The organism is Butyricicoccus sp. AM32-19 (genome assembly GCF_003480365.1).
Taxonomy (GTDB): Bacteria; Bacillota; Clostridia; order Oscillospirales; family Butyricicoccaceae; genus Agathobaculum; species Agathobaculum butyriciproducens.
Window position 1 is genome coordinate 91,092 of sequence record NZ_QUIX01000005.1, and the last position, 24,603, is coordinate 115,694.

Annotated in this window: 17 protein-coding genes; 10 read left to right on the forward strand and 7 right to left on the reverse strand. The window is 49.7% G+C overall.

Going from position 1 to position 24,603, the window contains the following annotated elements:
- The 7 genes from DW806_RS06290 to DW806_RS06320 all read left to right on the forward strand — a co-directional run.
- On the forward strand, window positions 1–868 hold an 868-nt coding region (locus tag DW806_RS06290; RefSeq protein WP_158578309.1), incomplete at its 5' end, for a VirD4-like conjugal transfer protein, CD1115 family.
- A 3-nt stretch (window positions 869–871) separates the two neighbouring features.
- Window positions 872–1,225, forward strand: coding sequence for a glutamyl-tRNA amidotransferase (locus DW806_RS06295; RefSeq protein WP_243022661.1), 354 nt, complete (start codon window positions 872–874; stop codon window positions 1,223–1,225).
- A gap of 22 nt (window positions 1,226–1,247) precedes the next feature.
- Window positions 1,248–2,084, forward strand: a complete 837-nt coding sequence (locus DW806_RS06300; RefSeq protein ID WP_116705631.1) for a hypothetical protein — start codon at window positions 1,248–1,250, stop codon at window positions 2,082–2,084.
- 18 nt (window positions 2,085–2,102) lie between these two features.
- On the forward strand, window positions 2,103–2,522 hold the full coding sequence (locus DW806_RS06305; RefSeq protein ID WP_116705630.1) for a PrgI family protein: 420 nt from the start codon (window positions 2,103–2,105) through the stop codon (window positions 2,520–2,522).
- Complete coding sequence (locus DW806_RS06310) at window positions 2,500–4,866, forward strand: VirB4-like conjugal transfer ATPase, CD1110 family (RefSeq protein ID WP_118667843.1); 2,367 nt, start codon at window positions 2,500–2,502, stop codon at window positions 4,864–4,866. Before DW806_RS06305 ends, DW806_RS06310 begins: the two co-directional genes overlap by 23 nt.
- On the forward strand, window positions 4,856–7,339 hold the full coding sequence (locus DW806_RS15670) for a bifunctional lytic transglycosylase/C40 family peptidase (protein WP_243022665.1): 2,484 nt from the start codon (window positions 4,856–4,858) through the stop codon (window positions 7,337–7,339). The genes DW806_RS06310 and DW806_RS15670 overlap by 11 nt, the downstream gene beginning before the upstream one ends.
- Window positions 7,340–7,355: 16 nt before the next feature.
- Window positions 7,356–7,823 carry a hypothetical protein gene (locus DW806_RS06320; RefSeq protein ID WP_117488206.1) on the forward strand — a complete coding sequence of 156 codons (468 nt, stop codon included), beginning with the start codon at window positions 7,356–7,358 and terminating at the stop codon, window positions 7,821–7,823.
- Between the two features lie 85 nt (window positions 7,824–7,908).
- Here the strand turns inward: DW806_RS06320 and DW806_RS06325 are convergent, their stop codons facing one another.
- Both DW806_RS06325 and DW806_RS06330 read right to left on the reverse strand, forming a co-directional pair.
- On the reverse strand, window positions 7,909–8,592 hold the full coding sequence (locus DW806_RS06325; RefSeq protein WP_117488208.1) for a DUF4367 domain-containing protein: 684 nt from the start codon (window positions 8,590–8,592) through the stop codon (window positions 7,909–7,911).
- Window positions 8,576–9,127, reverse strand: a complete 552-nt coding sequence (locus DW806_RS06330) for an RNA polymerase sigma factor (protein ID WP_117488210.1) — start codon at window positions 9,125–9,127, stop codon at window positions 8,576–8,578. The genes DW806_RS06325 and DW806_RS06330 overlap by 17 nt, the downstream gene beginning before the upstream one ends.
- Window positions 9,128–9,356: 229 nt before the next feature.
- Here DW806_RS06330 and DW806_RS06335 point away from each other — a divergent pair, with 229 nt between their 5' ends.
- From DW806_RS06335 to DW806_RS06345, 3 genes are all read left to right on the forward strand, one after another.
- Entirely contained in the window at window positions 9,357–9,812 is a 456-nt protein-coding gene (locus tag DW806_RS06335) for a hypothetical protein (protein WP_117488212.1), read from the forward strand.
- Window positions 9,813–10,051: 239 nt separating this feature from the next.
- The gene (locus DW806_RS06340) at window positions 10,052–10,495 is read left to right on the forward strand and encodes a hypothetical protein (RefSeq protein ID WP_118648242.1); all 444 of its coding nucleotides are present in this window, start codon (window positions 10,052–10,054) and stop codon (window positions 10,493–10,495) included.
- 271 nt (window positions 10,496–10,766) lie between these two features.
- On the forward strand, window positions 10,767–11,468 hold the full coding sequence (locus tag DW806_RS06345; protein ID WP_117488216.1) for a hypothetical protein: 702 nt from the start codon (window positions 10,767–10,769) through the stop codon (window positions 11,466–11,468).
- Between the two features lie 632 nt (window positions 11,469–12,100).
- Here the strand turns inward: DW806_RS06345 and DW806_RS06350 are convergent.
- The 5 genes from DW806_RS06350 to DW806_RS06370 all read right to left on the reverse strand — a co-directional run bounded on the left by DW806_RS06350 (window position 12,101) and on the right by DW806_RS06370 (window position 24,570).
- Entirely contained in the window at window positions 12,101–20,641 is an 8,541-nt protein-coding gene (locus DW806_RS06350) for a YodL domain-containing protein (RefSeq protein WP_118729461.1), read from the reverse strand.
- 53 nt (window positions 20,642–20,694) lie between these two features.
- Entirely contained in the window at window positions 20,695–21,045 is a 351-nt protein-coding gene (locus DW806_RS06355) for a TnpV protein (RefSeq protein WP_118564398.1), read from the reverse strand.
- Between the two features lie 855 nt (window positions 21,046–21,900).
- Window positions 21,901–22,389, reverse strand: a complete 489-nt coding sequence (locus DW806_RS06360) for a sigma-70 family RNA polymerase sigma factor (RefSeq protein WP_116705671.1) — start codon at window positions 22,387–22,389, stop codon at window positions 21,901–21,903.
- A 478-nt stretch (window positions 22,390–22,867) separates the two neighbouring features.
- Window positions 22,868–24,145 (reverse strand): hypothetical protein, encoded by a 1,278-nt coding sequence (locus tag DW806_RS06365; protein ID WP_118729462.1) that lies wholly within the window; start codon window positions 24,143–24,145, stop codon window positions 22,868–22,870.
- Between the two features lie 17 nt (window positions 24,146–24,162).
- A complete protein-coding gene (locus DW806_RS06370) occupies window positions 24,163–24,570 on the reverse strand; it encodes a hypothetical protein (protein ID WP_116705717.1) in 408 nt (135 codons plus the stop codon).
- Between the last annotated feature and the right edge of the window lie 33 nt (window positions 24,571–24,603).

The following is a 24,603-nucleotide window of genomic DNA, read 5'->3' on the forward strand; positions in this document are numbered from 1 at the left end:
AACCGCAAAATCCATTTTGATTATGGCAAGCTCGCGTCTGAAGCACTTCATGCTGGACGAGATTGCGGATATGACGATGGAAGATGAAATGGATTTAGCATCGCTCGGTGAGAAGAAACGCGCTATTTTCGTCTGCACGCCGGTCAACGACACCAGTTTCAATTACCTTGTTTCCATGATGTATATGCAGGCTTTTCAGCAGCTTTACGACCGCGCAGAACGGGAATACGGCGGCAGACTGCCGCGCCATGTACGGTTTATCATGGACGAGTTTTACAATACACCGCCACCGGATCGTTTCGACAATGTGTTGTCTACCTGCCGCTCCTACAATCTGTCCTGTGCAGTCATTTTGCAGGACATCGGACAGCTCAAGACCATGTTCGAAAAGGAATGGGAATCGCTGATGGCGCAGTGTGACGAGTTTCTGTATCTCGGCGGCAATGATACCGCGACCCACAAATATGTGTCCGAACGGCTGGGCAAGGAAACGATTTTTTCAAAAACGACCTCGCAGACCAGAGGTACGCATGGTTCGTCCAGCCAGAATGACCAGAAGGTTGGTACAGAGCTTATGACGCCGGATGCCATAAGCCGCATGGAAAATCAGTATTCGATTTTGTTCATGCGCGGCGAACGCCCAGTGTTCGACGAGAAATATGTGCTGCAAAAGCACCCGAATGTACAATGGCTTGCCGGTGACGGCAAGGCAAAAGCGTATTCACCACCGGAACATATTCCGTTCCACAAATATCATGTTGAGATTCCCGCCGATGAAATCGACGAGAAATACAAGCCAGAGGAAATCGGAGGTGTTCTCTTTGAATACTTCGTTATTCCTCCACAATCCCCCCAAAAAGGAGAATGAATTATGAAAAACAAGCTTACTCAGAAAGCTGCTGCACTGCTGTGCAGCAAAAAAGCACTCAACCGCGCCCGCATTGCGCACCGACTGCTGTCCATGACGGCAATCATCGCCTGCCTTGCTGTTGTACCGGCATTTGCAGATAATGAAGCGCTGAATGCGGTAAACAAGCTCAGTGACACGATCTTTGCACTGATTAAGGCTGTTGGTCTGATCTGCACAGGCTGGGGCGTGCTTCAGCTCGGTATGTCGGTGCAGTCGCACGATGCTTCGCAGCGCACGCAAGGCGTTCTCTGTATTCTCGGTGGTCTGCTGATTTACTTTGTAAAGGCAATCCTGACCAGCATTGGTGCAGCCTGATCCCCGAAGGAGTTGATTTCCTATGTGGGTAGTAGATATTATTGAAAACTGTATCACCTTATGGAACTCCACACTGTCCTCTATTTGGAGTATGCTCACGCAGTCCCCGGAAACCTTTCACAACGGCGCGGTCTGGGATGCAATTACCAAAATCTTTACCGCATTACAGGGAGCAGGCTACGGCCTGCTCGTCCTGTTCTTTGCCATGAGTTTCTTTAAGCATACGGTTTCGTTTCGTGAATTTCGTCACCCGGAGCAGATCATTGGTTATCTGATTCGTTTTGTCGCTGCAAAGGTACTGATTTCACAGGGCATGGAAGTGATAAAACTGATATTTAAGATCAGCGGCAGCTTTATCGGAGATATTGCAGCGCAGATGGGCGGTCTGACAGAGATTGCCGCCACTTTGCCGGAAAATATACGAAACGCGATAGAAGATGCTTCGATTATCCCACAGATATTCATTTATCTGGTGTCGCTGATTTTGTCAGCAGTCGTTATTGTGCTGTCTATCAGTCTGCTGATGACGGTTTACGGACGCTTTTTCCGTATTTATATGTATGTTGCGCTGGCACCGCTGCCCATGTCCACTTTTGCAGGTGAACTTACCAGCCGACATGGCCGGACTTATATGCAAGGCTTAATCGGCGCGTGCATGGAAGCAATCGTAATCGTTATTGCCTGCATCATATTTAATGCCTTTACATCGGTGGATGGTTCGGATTTTCCAATCAATTTTGGTGACAGCGGCGTTGGACTGGTGCTGACTTATATGCTCAAGGTTATTATTCAGATGGTGATTCTGGGCAGTATGGTCAAGGCAGCAGATAAAACCGTTAAAGAAATGTTTGCGCTGTAACAAGGAGTGTGAAGCGTTATGGAGTCAAATGTAAATCGAGAGATACGCAATTATCACGAGGGCGTAGTCATGGGCCTGAGCGTGCGGCAGACGGTTTGCGGTCTGCTTGCCGCAGGTCTGGCCGCAGCCGCGAACTTCGGCTTACAGCCGTTTCTTGGAACAGAACTTGCGAGTGTCGTATGTATTCTGGCGGCGGCAATTCCGGCAGCAATCGGCTTTGTGTCCTTTCATGGTCTGCCCTTTGAAAAATTCGCTCTTTCATGGCTGCGCACGATGTTTATGCATAACGGCTGGTATGTATACCGTTCTGCTAACTTCTATGCACAGTTTACGCCGGAAGAGCAATCTAAAAAAGGCAGGAGCCGCAAGAAAATAAAGCAGAAAATAAGTGAACACAGTAGCGAGGTAGAACAGAATGAACAAAACCAAACCGATTAAAGAGAAAAAAGAAAAGCAGGAGAAAACCACAAAGCCGGTACGCCTGCCGCGCAGCGTGCAGCAGCTTATTCCTGTTAAGCGCGTATTTCCGGACTCAATCTGGCAGGTCGGCAACAACGAATTCAGCCAGACATGGTCGTTTTCCGATATTAACTATGCCGTAGCCAGTCTGGACGATCAGCGCACCATTCTGGACAGCTGGGGGCGTGTACTGAACGGTCTTGCGGCAGACAGCCGCATGAAAGTCACTCTGGTAAACAGTATATTCGACAAGGAAGCCAACGCAGGAACGCTGTTCCTGCGCAAGCAGCATGACGGTATGGACAAATACCGCGCAGAACTGAATCAGGTGATTATGTCCAAGGCGCAGGGCAGTAACGGCATCGTTCAGCAGAAATTTATGACCCTCACTGCCAAGCGTAAGAATATTGCCGATGCCCGGCAGTTTTTCGGTCGTGCCGGCAAAAGCCTGAGCATCGGTATGCAGCGCCTTGCGTCCTCTATCCGCTTACAGGACAACAGCAGTCGTTTCCGTATTCTGCACGACTTTTTCCGTCCAGATCACCGCATGACAAAGGCAGATCTGGACGAAATGATTGCGCGCGGGCAGAACATTGCTGATGTTTTCTGTCCTCTGGCACTGCGTTATCATAAAGATTATATCCAGACAGATCAGGGCTTTATGCGCGTGCTCTTCATCGAGGAGTTCGCATCGCGCCTGTCCGATGAGCTGATCCACGACCTCATGGGACTGCCGCGCCAGATGATGCTGTCTATGGACATCGAGCCGGTCAACACCCAAGAAGCACACAAGCTGCTCAACGGTCTTGCACTGCGTGTCGAATCCGATATTGGCCGCTGGCAGCAGCGACAGAACAATAATAATAATTTTTCGGCCGAAATCCCGTATGAGTTCCAGCAAATGCGCAAGGTTGTTGCTGACTACATGGACGATATTACCGAGCATGACCAGCGTTTAATGCTGACCACCATCACCATCGTACACTCCGCAAAAACACTTGAGCAGTTAAATGCGGACACCGAGAGCTTGCAGGAAATTGCAAGCGGTTTCGGCTGCAACCTCACGAAATTAGCCTATCAGCAGGACATCGGTCTGGATACTGTCCTCCCGTATGGTTTGCGCAGCGTACAGCAGCAGCGCACGCTTATTACGGACAATGTTTCTATCCTTACGCCGTTCTCTGCGCAGGAAATTCAGCAGATGGGCGGCATCTGTTACGGAAACAACGCTGTTTCCGGCAACCTCATTGTTGCCAACCGCGCAAATCTGCTCAACGGTAACTGTATCCGACTGGGCGTATCCGGTGCAGGCAAGTCTTTCTCTGTTAAACAGGAAATTGCTTATGTGCTGCTGTCCACGCGCGATGATGTGCTGGTGCTCGACCCGGAGGGCGAGTTTACGCCGATGGTCGGTGCTTTCGGCGGCAGCATGATCGACATTTCCGGTTCGTCCGCAGTACGCATCAATGCACTGGATATGGAAAAAGGCTATGCCGATGATGGTAAAGATCCGTTGCCGGACAAGTCTGAATTTGTCCTGTCCCTGTTCGAGCAGATCATGCAGGACGATCTCAAAGCGCAGCATCGTTCCATTATTGACCGCTGCGTACAGGCTGTTTATCGTCCCTATATCGCCAGTGGATACAAGGGCGATGCTCCGACACTGACCAACCTGCAGGCCGAGATCAAGCGTCAGCCGGAGCCGGAAGCGCAGGAGCTTGCGCTTGCAGCGGAATTGTTTATCTCCGGTTCGCTATCCATTTTCGCGCAGAAAACCAATGTTGACCAGAATAATCGCCTGACCTCTTACAATATCCTCGATCTCGGTGAGCAGCTGCTCCCGATGGGTATGCTGGTTATTCTGGAGAGCATTTATAACCGCGTGATTCAGAACTGGCGTGCAGGTCGGCGTACATGGGTATTCGTAGACGAGTTCTCAATCTTCTTCCGCTATCCGTTCGCCACGAACTTCTTCCTGCGAATGTGGAAGCAGGTTCGTAAGCGCGCCGGTTACATGACCGGCATCACGCAGAATGTGGGCGAAATGCTGACGAGCAAGGATGCCTGCTGGATGCTTGCCAACTCTGAGTTTCTTATCATGCTTTCGCAGTCCGCATCCGATCGCGCGGCACTGGCCGAGCTGCTGAATATTTCGGACACGCAGCTTTCGTATGTCGAGAACGCTGATCCCGGCTGCGGCCTGATGAAGTTCGGCGGCGCGTTTATTCCGTTCGTCAACAGCTTCCCGGAAGATACAGAGCTGTATAAGCTCATGACCACCAAACCGGCAGACCGGGAGCAGGTAAAGCCGCATGGTGTATAAATACAAGAACAAGAGCGATGCTGCCAAGGTTCACTCTGCGCCTACAACCGGGCGTAGAGTGTCTTACAGCCGCAGTGATAACAAGACCTATCGCAATACAGGAGGAGCAAGCACTCGTGCGGGCGCGGAGCTGCGTGCTAAGCAGACTTTCGGAGTACCGGGTACAGACGGTGCCGAAAAGAAAAAGTCCCGTAAAAAGCGCCTAATCAAGCGCTTTGCGATTGCAACAGCCGTCCGCACGATAAACGATAAGAAAGCCGCACAGCACAGTGCGGAGGTAGAGGCAACTGAACAGATTCAGCGGCGTATGCACGATGCAGCCTATGTCGGAGTAAAACTTGCCGCCAAGCCGGTACGCAAGGCGGCACGATCATTATACCGAAGCGCGGACAGCAAGCTAAAAGATTATCGTGTACGCAAGTCCGTCGTTCGTACCGCACAGCGGTATCGCAGTGCAGACGGCAAAGCGCGTATACGACTTACCTACAAGTCCACACGCGAAAATAAGAATATCCGCCGCGTTAGGGTAAAGCAGTATCAGAAATACCGTATCCGCACAGCGCATGGTGCCATTACGCCGCGCGGTGCAGTACGCGAACAGTTCATGCGCCGTCAGCGCACGACCGCTGCTGTGCGAGCCAAAGCCGCAGCAAAGAAAAAAGCAGCGGTACAGGTCAAGCAGCGGCAGAGTGCGCAGTACCGCACGCCGCAGAGTACGGCATCTAAGGTGTACAGTTCAGCGCGGAATAAAGCAGGTAGCAGCGTATACGGCCCGTCCCATTCTGCACAGACAAAGATACGCACTGTACAGCAGCGTAAAGCCGCAGCCACCGCTTATAATGCGCGTGTGCAGAAAGCTGCTGCGGAGCGCAGCGAAAAAAGTATGCGCTACCGCATCAAGGCGCGCAAAGCCGGTGTGAAGAAAATGAAACGTCAGCAGGCCGCAAAACTCGCCGGAAAGACCTTGCCGACTAATGCAAACGGTATAGTGAAAAAAGGATTTTCGGCAGCAATGAAGTCCGCTTTTCAGTTTACTGTGCGGTTTGCGAAATCTAAAGCGCTGATTCCGATTCTCGCAGGTGTGCTGGTTATGTGCATGATCGCGGCTCCGGCTGCGATGGTCGCATCGGTGCTTGGCCTTTTCTTTGCCGACGCGCAGGCGGCAGAAAACGACAAGCTCTCGACCGTCCAGACGGCCTATGTCAATGCGCAGTTTGCATGGAGCGAAGAAGTGCTGTCCGGCGAAAGTTACGATCAGGTTGTCTATGAGGGTAACTATGCCAACGATGTTGAAGTGTTAGCTGTGTTTGCAGTTAAAACAACCGAAAAAGACGGCCTTGATGTAATCGAAATCGACGATAAGAAAAAAGCGATTCTGGCGCAGGTATACAAAGATATGAACCCCTATACCAAGTGGATTACGGTCGTGAATAAAACCCGTATCCTTCATGTGCAGATCAATGCACTGACTGCTGACCAGGCTGCGGACAAGTACGGATTTACGAAAATGCAGCGCACAACGCTGAAGGAGCTGCTGGATAAGTACCGCAACGATCTGCAAGGACTGCTGAATTCGATATTCGGTTCGGCTGCGGCAAACCTATCCCCGGAAGTTCTCGCCTTGCAGGCACTTGTAGAGAAATACGCCAAGCAGTACGGTATCTCCGATCATGTGGGCACACTGCTGGCGATTATTCAAGTCGAGAGCGGCGGCGTGTTGGCTGATGTTATGCAGTCCTCGGAGAGTGCCGGACTGCCGCCCGGTGCAATCAAGGACAAGGAAGCATCTATCAATCAGGGCTGCAAATACTATGCCGAACTGGTTAAAAGAGCAAAGCAGCTCGGTGTAGACGGTGACAGCATTGTACAGGCGTACAACTACGGCGGCGGTTTCCTTGACTATGTAGCGAAAAACGGTAAGAAATACTCCTTTGAGCTGGCGGAGAGCTTTGCAAAGCAGCACTCTGGCGGTGTGCGTGTTACTTACAAAAACGCTATTTCTACTGCGAAAAATGGCGGCTGGCGGTACAATTACGGCAATATGTTCTATGTTATGCTGGTTCAGCAGTATACCGGCGGCGCAGCTTACGGCAGTGAAACCTTCCAGAAGCTCATGACCGAAGCAAAGAAATACATCGGTATGCCTTATGTGTTCGGCGGTTCTACTCCGCAGACCTCGTTCGACTGCTCCGGCTTTATCTGCTGGGTCTACACGCAGTCCGGCGTATGCAATCTCCCGCGAATGACAGCGTATGGTATCTACTTGCGCTGCACACCAATCTCGGCCTCGCAGGCACAGCCGGGTGATCTGGTATTCTTTGCGAACACCTACGATTGCCCCGAACCGATCTCGCACATCGGTATCTATGTAGGCAACGGTAAAATGTTGCATTGCGGAAATCCAATCGGTTACGCAGACCTATCCAATTCGTACTGGAAATCACATATGTATGGGTTTGCGCGCCCTAAATAAGCAACAGGAGGTATCTATGAACTGGAAAGAAAAACTGCGTAAAGAGTGTGAACATCTTAACGAAGTGAGCGGTTTTTATTCGTTCTCTGTTATGCAGATACAGCAGGATAAGGAATATTTCGGACGATTTGGTGGTCAGGAACTGGCCACCAAACATCAAGAAACATACAAGAGATATAAGTATTTCAAAAGGGATTTATTAGTGTATCTTTTCCTTTTTATCGGTGGGTGTATGATGACTTATCTTATAATTGAAGATGCTCATTCAGCTTATCCCGTATTGGTTGCGGAAAGTTTTTGGGAAATCATTAAGATGTGGGTACTGAAAATCGCGATTATCTGCGAAGTTATTTTCGGTGCAATCTTAACTATTGTGTCGGTATCGCGCGTTCGTTTCTTCCGCAGACGGCTGCGCGTGATTGAGGAGCTTATGAAGTCTGATAATTGCGCAGAAGATAAAATCGTACACTGCCGAAAGCATTGAGATTGCTACCGTTAAGATTAACGGCCAAAAGCGAAAAGTCCCCTCGTTCTGAGCGAATGCTTGGAACGAGGGGTGTTTTTTCATTTTATTCAATATTCTCCGCGACCTTGCGCAATTCATCAGCTGGAATTGTACCGTACAAGTGATACAGCACATCGTCATGCGTCCAGAAGATCGTGGTAGCTCCGTTCTTGCTGAAAAGCGTTGCCGTTTCTCCATGCAGCTCAAACTCGGTCGATTGCACATCTTCGGTATCGAGAATTTTTTCGGTCTGCGTTTCATCGGTAAAGATAGTGCAGGACAGGTCGAAAAAGTTTCCGTCCTCGCCCTCATATGTGACAGTATACAGCTGCTCTCCGGCGTTTTCCTCCGCCTTGCTCATGCCGTCCGGGATATAGGAAAGCGTTGGCGGAAACGCATATGCAATGCTTTCGGGCATATCTGCACTTTTGCTGAACCGATAATCTGTCAGCTCGTTGAACACACGCACGACGGTTTCAATGATTTTCTCGCGGTAAGCGTCTACTGTCATAACGCCGCCGAACGATACGGTGCATACCAGAAGAAAAATTGCGACAATACGCTGCAACAGCTTTATGTGGCGATTGAACTGCGCAGAATGGCGCTGCTCACGGATCAGTTTGCGCATCTTTCGGTCGAATTTCCCGGAGAACTTGTGCTCCGGTATCTGCGGCGGCAGTGTCTCGGATAGCCATTTTTCGCGTGCAGCCTCCGCGTGATGATACAGCATATCATCGGTTATCTTCATCGGTATCTTCCTCCTGTATCTGTAATGTGCGCTGCAAAGCCTCTTTCGCGCGCTGTACGGTTTTGCGCACTGCTGCCTCGGTCATATCCAGTGCTTTGGAAATTTCAGAATAAGAAAAGCCGTTGTCGTAGCGCAAAAGCAGCACTTCGCGGTAACGCGCAGGCAAAGCAGCGATTGCCGCGGCGATCGCATCACTTTCCGCCATATGCTCGATTTCGTTCGCCGCTACGCTGCCAATGTATGTCTCGTCCAACGGCAGGACAGCGGTGCGGCTCTTGGAGCGATAGAGGTCGATTGCTTTCCTCTCGGTAATAGTAACGATGAGTGAGCGCGTTTTGTGACTCTTTATTTCGGAAATCGTATCAAGAATTTCGACTATTTTTAAGAAAGCCTGATGCACGACATCTTCGGCATCACTGCTGTTGTGCAGGATCTGGTTTGCAGCATAGTACATCAGATTACGATATTGCCGGTATATCAGCTCGAACTTGGATTTATCTTCATCGGAACTGATGGCTGCGAGATAAATTAGCATTTGACACCGCCTTAGTGGATTTTAGCAGATTATAGCACAAAGCGTTTCTAAATGCAATTTCAGGGCAATGAAAAAATTTTTTGCGTTGGTGTCACAAATGGGTATCCTCGTTCGTTACCATGTACAAACGAACAGATATTACCCGAAAAATTTTTTTGGCTGATGTGTCACAAACGGGTGCTCTCGTTCGTTACAGTGAATAAGAAAAAATGAAAGGGGCTTTTCTATTATGAACAGCAAAGTAAAAACTCTGATTTCTGGCGTATGTCTGTCTGCTTCTTTGCTCGCAGCAGCAATGCCGCAGGCAATGGCGTTGGAAGATAGTGCGCACACCGAACAGACTTGTGCGGCACAGACCATTGTCGCACCCTGCATGGATTACATCAACGACGCCGACATCACTTTTTCCATCTCCGGTGGCAAGGCGTATGTAGATGGCTGGGTCCGCGGACAGAACGGTATCGCTACCCGATGCAAGATCACTGCGAACCTGCAGGTGAAGAATGGACTGTCGTGGAGTACTGTGAAGACCTGGTCTGATGATCAGAATGGACGCAAGGCATCTATCAGCGGCAGTTATTCCGTATCATCTGGCAAGACATACCGCGTATCAGCTGTGGTAACGGCATATAAGGGTTCGCTGTCGGAAAGCAAGACGATGATTTCCAAGACAATCAAGGCTTAATGCTGATAATAAGATCGGAGGTGATTCCAATGGTTTATTAAAAATCCACATAAAACCGAAAAAGTGCATATCTCACCACGCAAGCGGTGTATTGGGCTTATATGGATAATTATGTTATCCACGGTTTTGGATTTTGATGTAACATAGTTTTCGATAGATATCATAATAACAGAAAACAAAGGTCGGTGTAATTACTTTACAACAATCTTAGAGCATAAACTAAAATGCGGAGGTATACTATGAATAAGTTTAAGAAAATGCTAAGTGTAGCGCTCGCAGGTTGTATGGCTGTTTCTGCTCTGATGTTGAACTCCGGTGCGGTTGCAACCGATATGTCTGATATCGAGGTTTCCGAAGAAAGCTCGATTAGTCCACGTATCTCTTTTCCCTGTGATCTGACAGGTCTTGCGGCTGGAAAGGAAAAAGTGGGATGGACAAAGTTGTCCCTTGATGCGGGAGATAAGATTACCTTCACTGGCGTTTGGAAACCAGATAATGCGGGTTTAATCATCACCATATATCGCCTTAATTCCAACAATCAGTATGTTTGGAACAACAGTTATGCAACGCTGATGACAAACGAATCTTGGACTGCAAATATCAGATCTAATGGTATTTACCAGATAACAGTCAAACCGACTTATATGATTAGTGGCGGAAGTGTGATAGCGGACTTCAAGTAAAACTGCCTTAAAAAGTTGAATTAGCACTGAACATTTACTCATAGAGTGTGGGTGTCATATGCTTGTGGTATGAGGTGATTCCAATGTTTTGTTAAAAATCCACATAAAACCGAAAAGGCTGGACACCTCACCGCATCAGCGGTGCATCGGACTTATGTGGATAGATATAGTATAGCCGATTTTCCAGATCGGCGCAAGTGTCCAATGAAAGGTATGGAGCCGTACATTATCTGTATGGCTATCACAGAAAGCATGAGAACAGGAGGTCAACATGACTAAGTTCAAGAAAATGATGAGCGTAACGCTCGCAGGCTGTATGGCAGCTTCGGCGTTGATGATGAGCGCAGGTGCAACGCGCAGAGACGGAAAAGCCGATGATACGGAACTTTCCTCTGCAGCAATGATTGTTTCTTCTGTCCCGCAATCCGATGAAGAAATCCTTGCTGAATATAACGAATATCAGAAAAATGGTGCATTTTCGTTAGATGAAGACACTACTGATACATATTCGACTGTGACAGAAAATGATGAGAGTGCACCGTATATCGTATCATCTGAACCGATTTCGGATGAAGAAATCGAACAGAATATGAAGAAATACAGTCAGAATTTGTTGGTCGATGTGCAAGCGCGTGGTAATAGTATCCCCACATCCGTATACGACTTGGGAAAAGAAACTTATACTGGAACATTCAATTTTAAGAACTACACATACACAAACTATTGTTTCCTGAATCCATATGGATACCTTAATGTAGAAGTATCTGCTACAACTGGCAATAAGAAAGACACCAGCTATACAGTCGCACTCTATAAAAAAAAGAAAAATACTTTTGTAGATGGAATTGACGTGAATTACGGTGAAAAAGTACATATCGTATTTCCGAGCATTGATGCAAAGGAAAAATATTATATTAAACTGACAAAGGGTGACACTGGAACCTATGCCAAAGGAACCATTTTTCTGTCGTAATCAGGTTGTACATTGGACAAACAAAGGAGCTTGAGTTTTTAGCGCCGACTGTCTGATGCTCAAGATAAATACGAAGCATCATAGCGATATATATTCGGCAGTGCTCCGCAAGACATACCGCGTATCTGCCGTGGTAACGGCGTATAAGGGTTCGCTGTCGGAGAGCAAGACTATGATTTCCAATACAATCAAAGCCTAATATAGACATAGATTAAGAGGTGAGTCCACATGAAAACAACTTACTATGTTATCAAAATTTTGTATGTTGTTGAATTATAGGCGTTATTTTGGTGCCATGGATGATCATCTGTGATCTATTTTCTATTGATTCTTTTCCGGTATGGATTCTTATTCCATCGTTTATAGCGTCAATATATAAAGAATCTCTGAAAAAGAAAAATGGTGAATTATCAATTTTTAAGCACAATGTCGAAGGCTATTATGGGTTATATATCCTTGTAATGACAATCGTTCTGCTAATAACCGGTGGCTTTTGGATAGATATGGTGAAGTGAAAATAATAAGCTGAGGTTTACCCTCAGCTTATTATTTTTGAGCCAGAATCGTTCGAACTGTTGCAAAGTCTTGTTGTATGTAAATCGCAGAATACCTTTATCTCTATGACTAATACATCACAACTCTGGCTCTGCTAAATCGGCCGATTTCCGTGGAGAACTGTGTCTCGTAAGTTTGTAGTTCAGTTCGTTAAGGCGAGAGATCTTCTGCTGATACTCGTCCTCCAGCGGCCATGGCTTACCGAGGTTGACCTTGGCTTCATCAAGCTGCTCATGCAGGCGAGCAAGGCTCTGCTCGTTGTCACCGATAAACTTTCCGATGTCATTCATAGCGTTGTTCATACGCTGGATGCAGCCGGCCACATTATCACCCGGTTCAACCATACGCTTGGTTGCACCATGAATACAGATACGCACCTCGTCCATGAGCGAACGCTTCAGTTCCAGCTTAAAGCCGCAGTACGAACCGATAGAGCGTGTGTCATCATATGACAGCTTGCCTTCCATGTTCTGCGAAATCTTCCTGCGTTCATCCGCTATCATGGTCAGCAACGCTTCACCGGCCTTGTCCTTAGCTGTGTAAGTTTTTCCGTTCAGTTCGATACGGAAGGTTGCGCCCTCTGTCTGGGCATGATTTGCGTCCAGCGTTGCCTGATCTCTTTTCAGCGCCGCAATCATGTTTTCTTTCTTAACAATGCTGTGCGGCAAGTTCACATTTACATCGTCCTCCAGCTTATACTGGTCATTGTGGTATGCAGTGCGCAGGACGGATAGTTTCTGCACATAAACATCAAGTTCCATGCGCTCCTTGATCTCTGGATCACCGGCAGCAAGCGCCTTAACCTCGGCATAAGACAGCGCAGCATCGTCAATATCATCACAGGTGCGCGCCGGAGATTTGCCGGTTACGACCTGCGAGATAAACTTCTGCTTGTTCTCGACCGTCTGCCAGTTGTAGCTGTCGAATGTACCCTCAGTAACATAACGATAGATATGTACCTTTTCATTTGTATTGCCCTGACGGAGAATACGACCATCACGCTGCTCTACATCACGCGGACGCCATGGGCAATCGACATGATGCAGTGCAATCAAACGCTCCTGCACATTAAAACCAGCGCCCATCTTGGCAGTCGAGCCAATCAGCACGCGGATTGCACCAGATTTCATTTTGCTGCTGAGTGCGTTCTTTTTTGCGGGAGTGTCCGCATCGTGAATATATGCGATCTGGTCAGCCGGTACACCCTTGGCGATCAGCTTATCCCGAATATCGTCATACGCACAGAAACGACCGCTGTCCTTGCCTGCCGCAGAGGGTGTTGCAAGGTCGCAGAAGATAAGCTGTGTGCCTTTGGTCGGCTTGCTGCTTTCCCATGTATCGAACACGTTTTCCACGACCATATTGAGCTTGCTGCCCGGATTGTCCAGCAGGGACGGGTCAGCCAGCCGCTGATCGAGCGCGAGCTTGCGTCCGTCATTGGTGATAGCGAGCATATTGTCCTCGTAGGGTGCGACTGCACCGCTGCGAACGCGATCGGCGCGTTTGCCGAGTTCCTGCACCATGGCTTGCTGTGCCGCTGTCGGCTGTGCCTTTACATTGTGGTATTCCACTTCCGGGCGTTGGAGATCAAGCATATCGGCGGTCTGAATATCTGCCGCCTGCCGCCAAAGGTTAATCAGTTCCGGCAGATTGCAGAACTTTGCAAAGCGCGTTTTCGTGCGGTAACCGGTTCCCTCTGGTGCCAGTTCCATCGCTGTAACGGTTTCGCCAAAGTTAGACGCCCAACTGTCAAAGTCGGCCATGTTGACACTTTCCAGCGTATCGTTCTGAAGATAGCGCATCATTGTGTACAGCTCGGTCATGGAGTTGGAAACCGGCGTGCCGGTTGCAAAACATACGCCATGATAATCCGTTTTCTCGTTCAGATATTCGCACTTGGCGAGCATATCTTCACTTTTCTGCGCTGCACTTGTGTTGATACCGCCGACATTGCGCATTTTTGTAAACAAAGCAAGGTTCTTAAACTCGTCTGCTTCATCGACAAACAGCCGGTCAACACCGAGTTCTTCAAAGGTAACAACATCGTCTTTTTCCTTTGCGTCCATCAGCTTTTCCAGACGAGTTTCCAGCTTCTTTTTCGAGGATTCCAGCCGCTTTACAGTGAAGTTTAAGTCCTTGTTCCGCTTTGCATCGGTCAGACTGAGTTCCAGAGTATCAAGCTGCCGCTCGATGTGCCTGCGCTCGTTTTCCGGCGATAGCGGTATTTTTTCGAACTGTGTATGGCCGATAATGACCGCATCGTAATCGCCAGTGGCAATGCGTGCGCAGAACGCCTTGCGGTTCTCCTTAGTGAAGTCCGCTTCTGTGGCAACCAGAATATTTGCACCGGGATAGAGCTGCTGAAATTCTGTGCCCCACTGCTCGGTCAGCGAGTTCGGCACGACGAACATCGGCTTGTGAGAAAGTCCGAGCCGCCGCAGCTCCATTGCTGCCGCAGCCATCGTCCATGTTTTGCCAGCACCGACACAGTGCGCAAGCAGCGCATTGCCGCCGTAAAGGATACGGGCAACTGCATCTTTCTGGTGAGAATATAGCTGAATACTTGGATTGATACCGGGCAAAGTGAGGTGACTGCCGTCAAATTCGCGCGGACGGGTGGTATTAAAATGTTCGTTGTAATAACCCACAAGTTGTTCGCGGCGCGCAGGATCATCAAATACCCAGTCCTTGAACGCCTGACGAAGTGCGTCCTGTGCGTTTCTTGCCTTAATGGTTTCCTTGGTATTCGGAATACGCTTTTCCTTGCCGTCTATGATTTTTACATCACTGACCTGCACATCGCGCAGATTGAGTGACAGTTCCAGAAGTTCGTAAGCATTCACGCGGGAAGTGCCGTATTTCGTATATGCCAGCGAATGAGGGTCTTTATCTACACTCTTATTGGATACATACCAGAGCTTTGCAGCATCAGAATACGAGGTTTTAATCTTGTTCAGTGCATAGAACGGCGGATGCAGCACATCGCGGATGAAATGATCGATGTCCTCCGGCGGTATCCATGTTGTGCCGAGCTTTACATTGATGTCCGCAGCGGTCAGCGGCTCCGGCTGGACACGCTCCAGCATTTGCACATTAACAGCAAAATCCGGGTCGCTCTGTGCGGCAAGGCGTGCAATATCAAGTTTGGCGCGTACATTGCCCGAAAGATACTCGTCCGCAGGCTGCCATTCCTGTGTTTGTGGGTCGAGGAAAATCTGCTGACGCAGTGCAGTGGTAATCTGCTCCTGCGGCATACCGTCAAGCAGTGCGGACATATATGCAAAGTCGATTTTGCCGCGTTCTGCCAGCGACAGTCCGAGCGCGTCCTCTGGCGTATCGGCGTGTGTTGCAACAATATGCGGACTGATTGTGCGCTTGCTGAAAATGGCGGTCTTGCCGATTACATTCTGCTCATCGTCCAGTTTTTCCAGTGCAAGCAGCAGCGGATACCCAGCATCTTTTCGAAAAGCCAGTTTATTGCCGCGCTTATGAATATTGCCGAACTCCTTTACGAATGTATCGTAGTTCTGCGTGAGGTCTGCCTGCAAAGCATGAAGTTGCTCATCGTCACAGCCGTCACGCTGGGCTTCGATCAGATTACGCACAGCATCTCGAATACCGATCATGCTGATAGCACGTTTAACAGCAGTAGCGTTCATTTCGGACGGTACAAGATTGCCGTCTGCTTCTTTGAACATTAGTTTACCGTCCTGCACAGCATAGGAGAACGGACGCAGCGCTGCCATCGGCGTGTTCGACTGGAACACATCAGCGGTTTCTGGTGCAGGCGGTTCTTGCGTGTTCGATTGGAACACATCGTCCTCAATGAGCGTGTTCGACTGGAACACATTCTCGTGACCGAGGTGAAGAACTGCTGCGGAGAGCAGATCTTCCAGTTCGACATTCGGATCAGGGACGCAGGCGGTATCCTTACCGTGTTGAGTTGTGACCTCCTGCATCGTACCCAGAATCATTTCCGGGTGCTGCAAGAAATAATTGTTCAGCTCCATGCCGTCTGCATTTTTGCCGGTTTCCGTCCATGCGGGCAGCTGCTCCGGCGGCGTGTCACGCTTTTGCAGGAACAGAATGTCGGTGGTGACGCTGGCTCCGGCATTTGCCTTGAATGCCGTATTGGGCAGACGAATTGCACCGAGCAGGTCGGCACGCTCGGCCATTAAGCGGCGTGCGGCAGGGTTTGCCTTGTCGAGCGTACCCTTTGAGGTGACAAAGGCCACAATGCCGCCCGGACGAACCTTGTCCAGCGTCTTAACAAAGAAATAATCGTGAATTAGCAGGTGGTCTTTGTCATACCGCTTATCGTGCAGGCTGTAATCGCCAAACGGCACATTGCCGATGGCAACATCGAACGAGTTGTCTGCAAACTTGGTATTCTCGTAGCCGGTAATCTTAATATCGGCGTTCGGATACAGCTTGCGGGCAATCCGTCCGCTGATGCTGTCCAGTTCGACACCGGTGAGCTGACTGCTTACCATGCTCTCCGGCAGCATACCGAAGAAGTTGCCGACACCCATGGACGGCTCCAGCACCTTGCCGCCCTCAAAACCCATCTGGCCGAGCGCAGTATACATTGCCTTGATAATGACCGGCGAGGTGTAGTGCGCGTTCAGAACCGACGCGCGTGCGGCCTTGTATTCGTCCTCAGTGAGCAGACTGCGCAGCTGCTCGTAGCGGCGGTTGTTGGGACTGAATGCGCTTGCCATGCCGCCCCAGCCGACATACTGAGAGAGCACCTGCTGTTCCTCGGCAGTCGCAGGACGGTCTGCGGCTTCCAGACTTTTCAGCAGGCGGACAGCCGCAAGGTTTCGGTCAAATTTTTCTCCAAGCGTGCCGATGCCGAGGTTGTCATCGGTAATATGGAAAGTGGGCGGATTGCGGCGCAGCGCATTTCGGTATTCCTCAAGCGAGGCTTTTTCTGCCTCCTGCACCGAGGGAAACTCTGTCCACTTGCCGTCGATCATAATGGATACCGGCTGTGCGCTATCCGTTTGAGCAGTTTCCTGCGTGTTCGATTGGAACACATCGGGTGCCGCATTGCGTTCGTCCTGCGCCATCAGCCGCGCAAGGCTTTCTCGGTTTTCCGACCGGAAAATCGGATAAGGCTGCGCCGGGTCGCGGAGCTGTATATTGAGTTTGCCAATCTCGGTGATTTCGAACGGCCTGCCATCCAGATAAACGGTATCGCCTGCATGGTAGTCCTGCGTGTTCCAATGGAACACATTCTCCGGTTCCGGCATACTTCCTGCTGCTTCACGCAGCATCGGCATAATATCATTATAAGCCGGATACTGACTAAGGAAATCCAGCAGGCCGCCGTCACCGTCACCAATATCCTGACGCTCGGTGAATGTTCTGCCATCCGGCAGCAAAAGCGTAAACTTGGTTTTACTGTAACCGGCATACTGGTATGCTTCTTCATATCCGGCATCGAAAGCATTTTCCAATGAACCATACTTTTGCTCGATGTTTTCCCGACCGGAAACAAAATCCTCGTCCGCTTTTCTCATTAAGCGGTCAAACTCAGCAAGGGGATAAACCTTGCCGTCCTCAAACGCACTGCTTTCACTCCATTCACAGCGCACCATGATAGAGTTGTCGGCTGGTGTGTTCGACTGGAACACATTCTCCGTTTTCTCATTCGGGTGCAGTTCGTAATAGTGATATTCTGCATCGGAGATCATCGCGTCGAAATAGAGGCTCGCAAAATGATCGTTGAGTTCATGCAGATTATCAAACGAAACGCTGTGAACCGTTTCACCATCTACGGCGTAATTGATGCAATAAGTGTTCAGATCGGCGCTGACCTGTATTTCATGCTCATCGTCCTCCGTTGTGCTGTATGCCAGACCAACATCAGAAAGGTTGGAGAAGTCAGCCATTGTATCAAATTCCTCGATACAGTAATCGTTGATCAACTGCTTTGCGGTTTTGAGATCGCTGTCCTCGGCAGTATGCGCTTCGGCGCTCTGTACCGCTTCAGTCAATGTGTTCCCATCGAACACATCATTGTCTGGGTCAGACGCGGCCAGTTCTGCGCGTTCTGACGGAGAATTGCCCTCGAACACATCGCGCTCCGGCGGCGTGTTCCTTTGGAACACATTCTCCTGTGTCTGTTCGGTAAGAAACTCCGGTACATCGGCAAAGCCGATGCTGTCCACATAGTGCGCGGTATCCTGTCCATTTCGATGCAGCACCACAATATCCGAAACTGACAGGCTGTGACCGGTGAAGTCGGCAGGACGGTTGATATTGAACTGATCATAAATGCTGTCCAATGTGGTATCCGGGGTGAGCGGTGCGGAATATTTCAGCTCGTAGTTGCTGCGGTTTATCGTCATGCCGTCCGCATGAACCCCGTCGTAAGAAGTAAACAGCAGTTTTGCATTGGCTGGATCAGCCGTAAGCTGGTAGATCTCATAGCGGTCGCTGTCCGGTTCTTCCGGCGTGTTCGATTGGAACACATTCTCCGCAGGAACAGACACAGCTTCTCTGGTGTTGAGAGATCGTTCGATCTGAGCGATACTGTTAAGGACTTCGGCGTTCTGCCAGCCTGCCACCTTAGTATAATCCTGAATAATGGTGTCCTTGCCGTCTACGCACTGCACAAAATCCAGACTGCCCGGAAGATCTTCGGTATTCATTGCTCCCAGCGCTTTTCTCTGGTTGTTCGGGAGTTTATGGTAAGCGTTCAGAGCATCTTCAAGAGAATGAAATTCCTTGATGTCCAGAGCGCCGCGTTTCTGAATATCCTCTGCAACATAGAAATGGGCAATGAACTGCTTAGGCTGCGTCGGCTCAGCACTCCGCGTGTTCGATTGGAACACATTCGCCTGTGTTTCAGCAGAAGTATCGCGGAATGCCCGCAAGCCGTCTGCACCGAATTCAGTTTCGTAAGCGTTTATAGCATCTTCTGCTTCATGGTCAATGGAACGCATAGTATAGACATGGCGCTCGGTGCTGTTACCTTTGGTGGCGGCAATCGTTACATCATGCTTGTCGCGCAGCTTCTCCACATACCGCTCCAAGCTGTGCGCCGGGATGCCGCACATCTCCACACGACCAGTACCGGGAAGTTCGCGCGTGGTAAGATTCAGTTCCAACAGAGCCGCAGCCTGTTTGGCATCCTCACCAAACATTTCAAAGAAATCGCCTACTTGAAACAGTACGATACTGTCTGCGTAAGACGCATTCAGTTTAATGGAATTATAGTCGTTCAGTGTGTCAACCGGCGCTTGCTGCTTTTGTGTGTTCGATTGTAACACATCGGCTTGCGGCGTTTGTCCCACATCCGCCATGACACGCTGAATGAACGGGTCACGGTTCAGCTTTTCCGGGTCAACCACTTTGCCGTTGACAATGCCGCGTTCAGCAAGCGCCTCGCGGATTGCGATTGGGTCAATATCCGAAAAATCGTCTGGCTCGGCGGCAGGCGGCTCGTTCTGTGTGTTCGACTGGAACACATTTTCCGGTTCGGAAATCGTTACGGTATCTGTTCGCTCCTGCGCATACCGGCGCTGTTCCTCCGGTGTCAGATAGCGGTTCTGCCGGATGAGCGTACTAATCTGGTGATCGACCTGACTCCACGACAGCGTTATCCTGTCGTATACCTTTCTGTCGATACTGCGCTCGAATGCAATACCCTTGCCATCGTGATTTTCGCTGTAACCACCGTAAGCACGACCGCCCCAGCCGTACTCGTTTTTCAAAAATTCAATACGTTCTTTCTGCGTATGATTTTCCGCATAAAACTCAGAAATGCGCTTTTTGCCGTGCTCTATGCCGCTGCCGCTGCGCAGCATTTCGTCTATTTCGTCCTGCGTAATAAAAGCAGCGCGCACCGGTTCAAAACCGTCTGCGGCAGCATAGAGCGCTGTCATGTGCTCAGTACGCTGCAAGCGTTCTGCCGCATCTTCGGAACGCTGCACATTGAAGCAAAAGCGGCAAAGATTGCTGTTTTGCTGCACAGCGCGTGCGTAGTCCGTCATTTCACCGGTCAGTACAGTGCGCTGTGCAGGGTCACTCAGCGCTGCGGTCAGCTTCTCGACAGCCGGAGGGAAAACATCGTTAGCAAATTCCTTTGTCTGCGCAAAAAAGCCTTGCTCCCGCGCTTCCTCGCTCATATCGTGATAGGTGTGCCAGATTTCCGATGCAAGCTCGAGATATTCGTTAGGCTTTGCATCTGTCAGTTCTGCTGCACTCGCATACTGACCGTTCTTCAGCAGCGTGGAGATACGATTAGCTGCATCTTCATAAGTCAGTACAGCAGCACGCGGCGTGCGGGTATCGTGACCGCGTGCAATACGCAGACCGTTGCTGTCAAACCAGAGGGAATGGTCAATGTTATGGACGCGCACGCCCGCACCGCCTACGCGGTATTCCCGCCGCAGGAATGCAGCAGCGTCCGCTATGCTGATATTCGGCTGCATGAAAAAAGCCGCGATACGCTCGCGGCTATGGGTACTGTTGCTACCTGCGGTCAGCACGCGGTTGATTACCTCATCGGAAACATCGGGCGTGTTCCAATCGAACACATCAGAAGCAGGTGCGGCAGGCTGTGTGTTCGGCTCGAACACATTGCCGCCATCGTCCGTCAGCGACATCTGCTCAAAAGCAACAGCAGCAGGCTTTTCCGGCTCTGCTGCTGTTTGGCTGTTTAATAAATGAAGGTTTCCTCGATGATCTGCGTCACTTCGTGCTGAATGTTGCCCATCAGACCGATCCACTGCATCGGGTCGCGTTCTTTCAGTTCCTCTGTCACGCCATGATGCTTCGCTTTCTGTGCTACCAGCGACTCGAATTTGTCCATCGCGCGGCGATCCAGCTTGTTCAGATAGTGGTTCAGCTCGCAATTCCGAAGCAACTCCATCAGTTCCTCCGGCAGGTACTGCTTCATGTACCTCAGACGCGCTGCGCCCCATTCGCCGTACTCCGGCTTTACCAGATCGGGGTGCATCTTGCCGTCCGGTCCCTCGTGGTAATATACTTTCTTCGGCAGTTTTGCCATCTATAACAGCTCCTTCCTTTGTCGGTTCAGATACTCTTTCGGTACCTTTATTATACAACATAGAAGGCTGTTCCGCAATACGCTTTCGCGTTGTAAATCGAAAAAGTTTACAACCGTCCAAGTTCTTCATAGACTGCTCAATCGAGCGTAATGCCGTTTCAGACGCTTCCTGCGTAATCTGTCCAACAAGCGCAAGCTCGTCCGGCGAGAGGTTCCCAGTCGAGATGTCCGAGCTATACTGCGCCGGATCAAAGCCGCAGCGCCGCAAGACACAGTAAGCAGTTGACTTGACCGCAATACGGATCAGATCGGTGTTGTCAGTGTATTCACTGGCTTTCTTATCTGCAAAGCACTGGGCGGACAGATACAGGTTAATAGGGAAATCAAAATCGGTCTGCATATTCTCGCCCAATGCGGCAGAGATACCGTCCAGAACTGTATCGTATGCATCGTTCCGCATCTGCCAGATATACGGCGGTGCGACAGACTGGTCACGCGGCGAAGTATCCGAAATATCGAACAGATACTTGATACGCGGCTGATTGCTGCTATTATCAACGATACCGATGCCGTTTGAGCCACGATTGACGCGGCGGTGCAGACGATCATTCCAAAGCGGCAGCTCGGCACAGGCTGTTGCATCCGGTCGCTGTGACCAGATCAATACCTGCGATTTGAAATCATACTTGTACAGTCGTGCTGCTGTGTCGAGAAAGCTCGTCCATTTCTCTGGGGATGCAGCAAATTCCGCAAGCGTCTGGTGATAAAGCTCATCAAGCTGCTGCGGTGTGAATTTTGGCATGGTGTTCACTCCTCATTTCAGAAAATAAAAAAAGTGTTCCAATGGAACACATATCAAACGGCGTCGCGCAGGGCAGCTTCTAAGCGGCGAATATGCCGCCAGATTGTCATGCGGTAGGTTTTTTCGTCATGCGCAATTTCGGCTACGGTTTTACCCTTGATGAAATATGCAATAAAGCAGCGGCGCTGTACAGCTGTCAGCTTGCCGCTGTGCAGCAGGCGCGCAGCTACACGAAAAGCAAAGCGAAGCTGTTCTTTTCGCAGCAGGCTTTCCAACGGCCCCGGTTCTGGAGATGGAACCAGAGCAGCCAGTCCGCTGAAATCTTTATCAGCTTTCCAGTATCCATGATAATTGTCCGAATGGTAATCATGGTACAGTAGTTCATCCGAAAGCTCTTTGATAATCCGAAAATCTTCAGCGCTATGCTCCGGATGAGCGCGCAGATATTCTGCCATTGTGATTTCCTTGGTCGTGCCATCTTCAAAGCAATAAATAATGCTGGTGCTATCCTTGTTGGCGTTCCATTCCTCTTTGCTTAACATATGTAAATTCGATACCTCCTACACAGCGGCAAGGGATTTTGGGTACAAAAAAAGAGCGTCGGAAAAACCGATGCTCTTAAAAATAGCGTCTTACTGTATGTAACTCTCGTAGGCTTTCGCCCAGTTTATATTGTAGCACAGATTGAGCGAACAAAACGAACAAATTGCTTTTTCTTCGCTTTTTCTCTCACAAACAGAGTATGATATAGAGAGTATAATTAAAAGAGTATAAATGGAAGAAGTCTAATTATTTTGCACCATTTTGCATAATGCCGTTTGTGCAGTGTGACCAATTTGCAAAGCGCCTTTTTTGTACCCACCCCATGAAAAAAGGTATATGGTGAGGAAAAACAAAAAATCTGGTCGAAAAACGACCGGAGATGCGAGAAACAGCCTATAAGAAAGCCGGAAATCCTGATTAAGAAAAGAAAAAGGCAAGGGCAATAGCCGTATCTCCGAATGTTGGAGTTACGGCTGATTATGCCTTTACCGGTTCGCTGGCGGATTGTTCAGATTGCTTTGCTTCCTCAGCTTTGCGGCGCTTTTTGATTTCTTCTTTTTGTTTAAGCCAGATTTCCTCCCACAGAGGGATTATATCGGACTGTTGCGGCTGTGCATCGTCTTTTGCCTGCTGCTGTACCAGGTAATCATACAACACAGTGCGGCAGTAAGCGACCGAATTTTGCGTGCTGCGCGCGAGAACATTCTCTTTTTCACTAAGGAAATGAGAAATATTGGGACGAGCAACACGCGCAACAACCGCTTGACGATCTTCCAGCGGAATATCGTTGTTTTTAATCTTGATGTCTTTCTCATATTTCAATTCAGCCAGCGCTTCGACTGCCATTTCCACATTTCCCTGCGCGTAATGGAGTTCCAGCGTGTCCGCATCAATCTGTTCACGAATATCTTTGATGCGCTCCTCATGCGACACAGGCGGCGCGTTCTTTGTTAAGCCGGAAGATTTACGGACGGCGTTCTTGCGGTGCTTACGCGGCGGCTGAGAGCCGTCTGCGCCGAACAGACGCTTGATCTTTGCACTGGCCTGCGCTATGTAGTCGCTGATCGTGCGCTCGCTGGATACCGAGCCGTCCGCATGATGGTTCACGAGGTACGGTGCTTCGCTATCCGGCTGGTCGAGCAATTCGTACTGATATTCAAAGCTGTTCTCCTCGCCGGTCGGGTAACGATGCTGTTTGAGCAGGCCAGCCAGCTTGAGCTGCCGCCAGATGGAGGAAAAGCGCTTAATGTGCTCCATGCAAAACGCCTGTACACCAGCCGGGTTAAGAGAAAAATCCGGGATATTGATAAGATGCGCGACCACGCCGAAAAGACCCTTAACAGCCAGCGGAATACGCTTGCTGCGCAGGATCAAGTTTGGAATTTGCGTGAAATCACGCTTGCTCTCGCCGGACAGAATGATACGGCAGTCACCGGTTACAAAGTCTGCACCGGCAATAAAAGCGTGCGGCGCAGCCGCAGACGGCTCCTGCATCAGCTCATAACGATGAATAAACGCACCGGAAGATGCGCGCGCAGTATAATGTTTGAGATAACCGGCGGTAAGCAGCTCACACCATGCCTTGTCCATGGCGTAGTTAGTGCCGCAGACCTTTGCCAGCTCGCGCTTAGTCAATGCCCAGTCCGGCATACCGACATAGCTGGAAATAACGAGATAAAGCCCCTTTGCCGTCAAAGACAGGGACTTATCTCGCAGTATGCAGTTGTAGCCGATGGTAAAGCCGGTGTTGGACATTAAGGGAAACCTCCTTGCTACCCTGCGTTAGCTGCAAGGTAGCGATTGAGTAAAATACGCGCATGATCGGCAGAAATACCGCCGCCGATATTGTTAGCAACCTGCTGCCAGGGCAGGCCATCTATGTAGCGCAAAGCTATGATTTGACGCACGAGGGGATCGTGAATTGTGTTGATATATGACCAGATTTGAATGTAAAGCGCTGCACTATCTAAGACGCGCTCTTTGATCTGCTGCTCCAGCACATCAATCATGGATACAAACTTGTCTGTGCGGTCGCTGCCGCGCAGCAAACCGATATGAGGTAAACCGCTGATGGACGATGTGCAGCCGGTAAGAAGTGCGTACAGCTCTTGCAGACGCTCTAAGTCGCGGGAGATTTCAGAGTTCAGCAGTGTAAGCTGTTCTAAATCGCTTTTCGTCACCGGCGTGCACCTCCTTTGTGTTCCGATAGAACA

Excerpts from the sequence above, each read along its gene's own strand:
- DW806_RS06350 (WP_118729461.1), bottom strand. The coding sequence starts at position 20,641 with ATGTCGCTGACGGACGATGGCGGCAATGTGTTCGAGCCGAACACACAG.
- DW806_RS06325 (WP_117488208.1), bottom strand. The coding sequence starts at position 8,592 with ATGAAGATAACCGATGATATGCTGTATCATCACGCGGAGGCTGCACGC.
- DW806_RS06340 (WP_118648242.1), top strand. The coding sequence starts at position 10,052 with ATGAATAAGTTTAAGAAAATGCTAAGTGTAGCGCTCGCAGGTTGTATG.
- DW806_RS06360 (WP_116705671.1), bottom strand. The coding sequence starts at position 22,389 with ATGTTAAGCAAAGAGGAATGGAACGCCAACAAGGATAGCACCAGCATT.
- DW806_RS06310 (WP_118667843.1), top strand. The coding sequence starts at position 2,500 with ATGAACAAAACCAAACCGATTAAAGAGAAAAAAGAAAAGCAGGAGAAA.
- DW806_RS06295 (WP_243022661.1), top strand. The coding sequence starts at position 872 with ATGAAAAACAAGCTTACTCAGAAAGCTGCTGCACTGCTGTGCAGCAAA.
- DW806_RS06335 (WP_117488212.1), top strand. The coding sequence starts at position 9,357 with ATGAACAGCAAAGTAAAAACTCTGATTTCTGGCGTATGTCTGTCTGCT.
- DW806_RS06330 (WP_117488210.1), bottom strand. The coding sequence starts at position 9,127 with ATGCTAATTTATCTCGCAGCCATCAGTTCCGATGAAGATAAATCCAAG.
- DW806_RS06300 (WP_116705631.1), top strand. The coding sequence starts at position 1,248 with ATGTGGGTAGTAGATATTATTGAAAACTGTATCACCTTATGGAACTCC.
- DW806_RS06320 (WP_117488206.1), top strand. The coding sequence starts at position 7,356 with ATGAACTGGAAAGAAAAACTGCGTAAAGAGTGTGAACATCTTAACGAA.
- DW806_RS06345 (WP_117488216.1), top strand. The coding sequence starts at position 10,767 with ATGACTAAGTTCAAGAAAATGATGAGCGTAACGCTCGCAGGCTGTATG.
- DW806_RS06355 (WP_118564398.1), bottom strand. The coding sequence starts at position 21,045 with ATGGCAAAACTGCCGAAGAAAGTATATTACCACGAGGGACCGGACGGC.
- DW806_RS06305 (WP_116705630.1), top strand. The coding sequence starts at position 2,103 with ATGGAGTCAAATGTAAATCGAGAGATACGCAATTATCACGAGGGCGTA.
- DW806_RS06365 (WP_118729462.1), bottom strand. The coding sequence starts at position 24,145 with ATGTCCAACACCGGCTTTACCATCGGCTACAACTGCATACTGCGAGAT.
- DW806_RS15670 (WP_243022665.1), top strand. The coding sequence starts at position 4,856 with ATGGTGTATAAATACAAGAACAAGAGCGATGCTGCCAAGGTTCACTCT.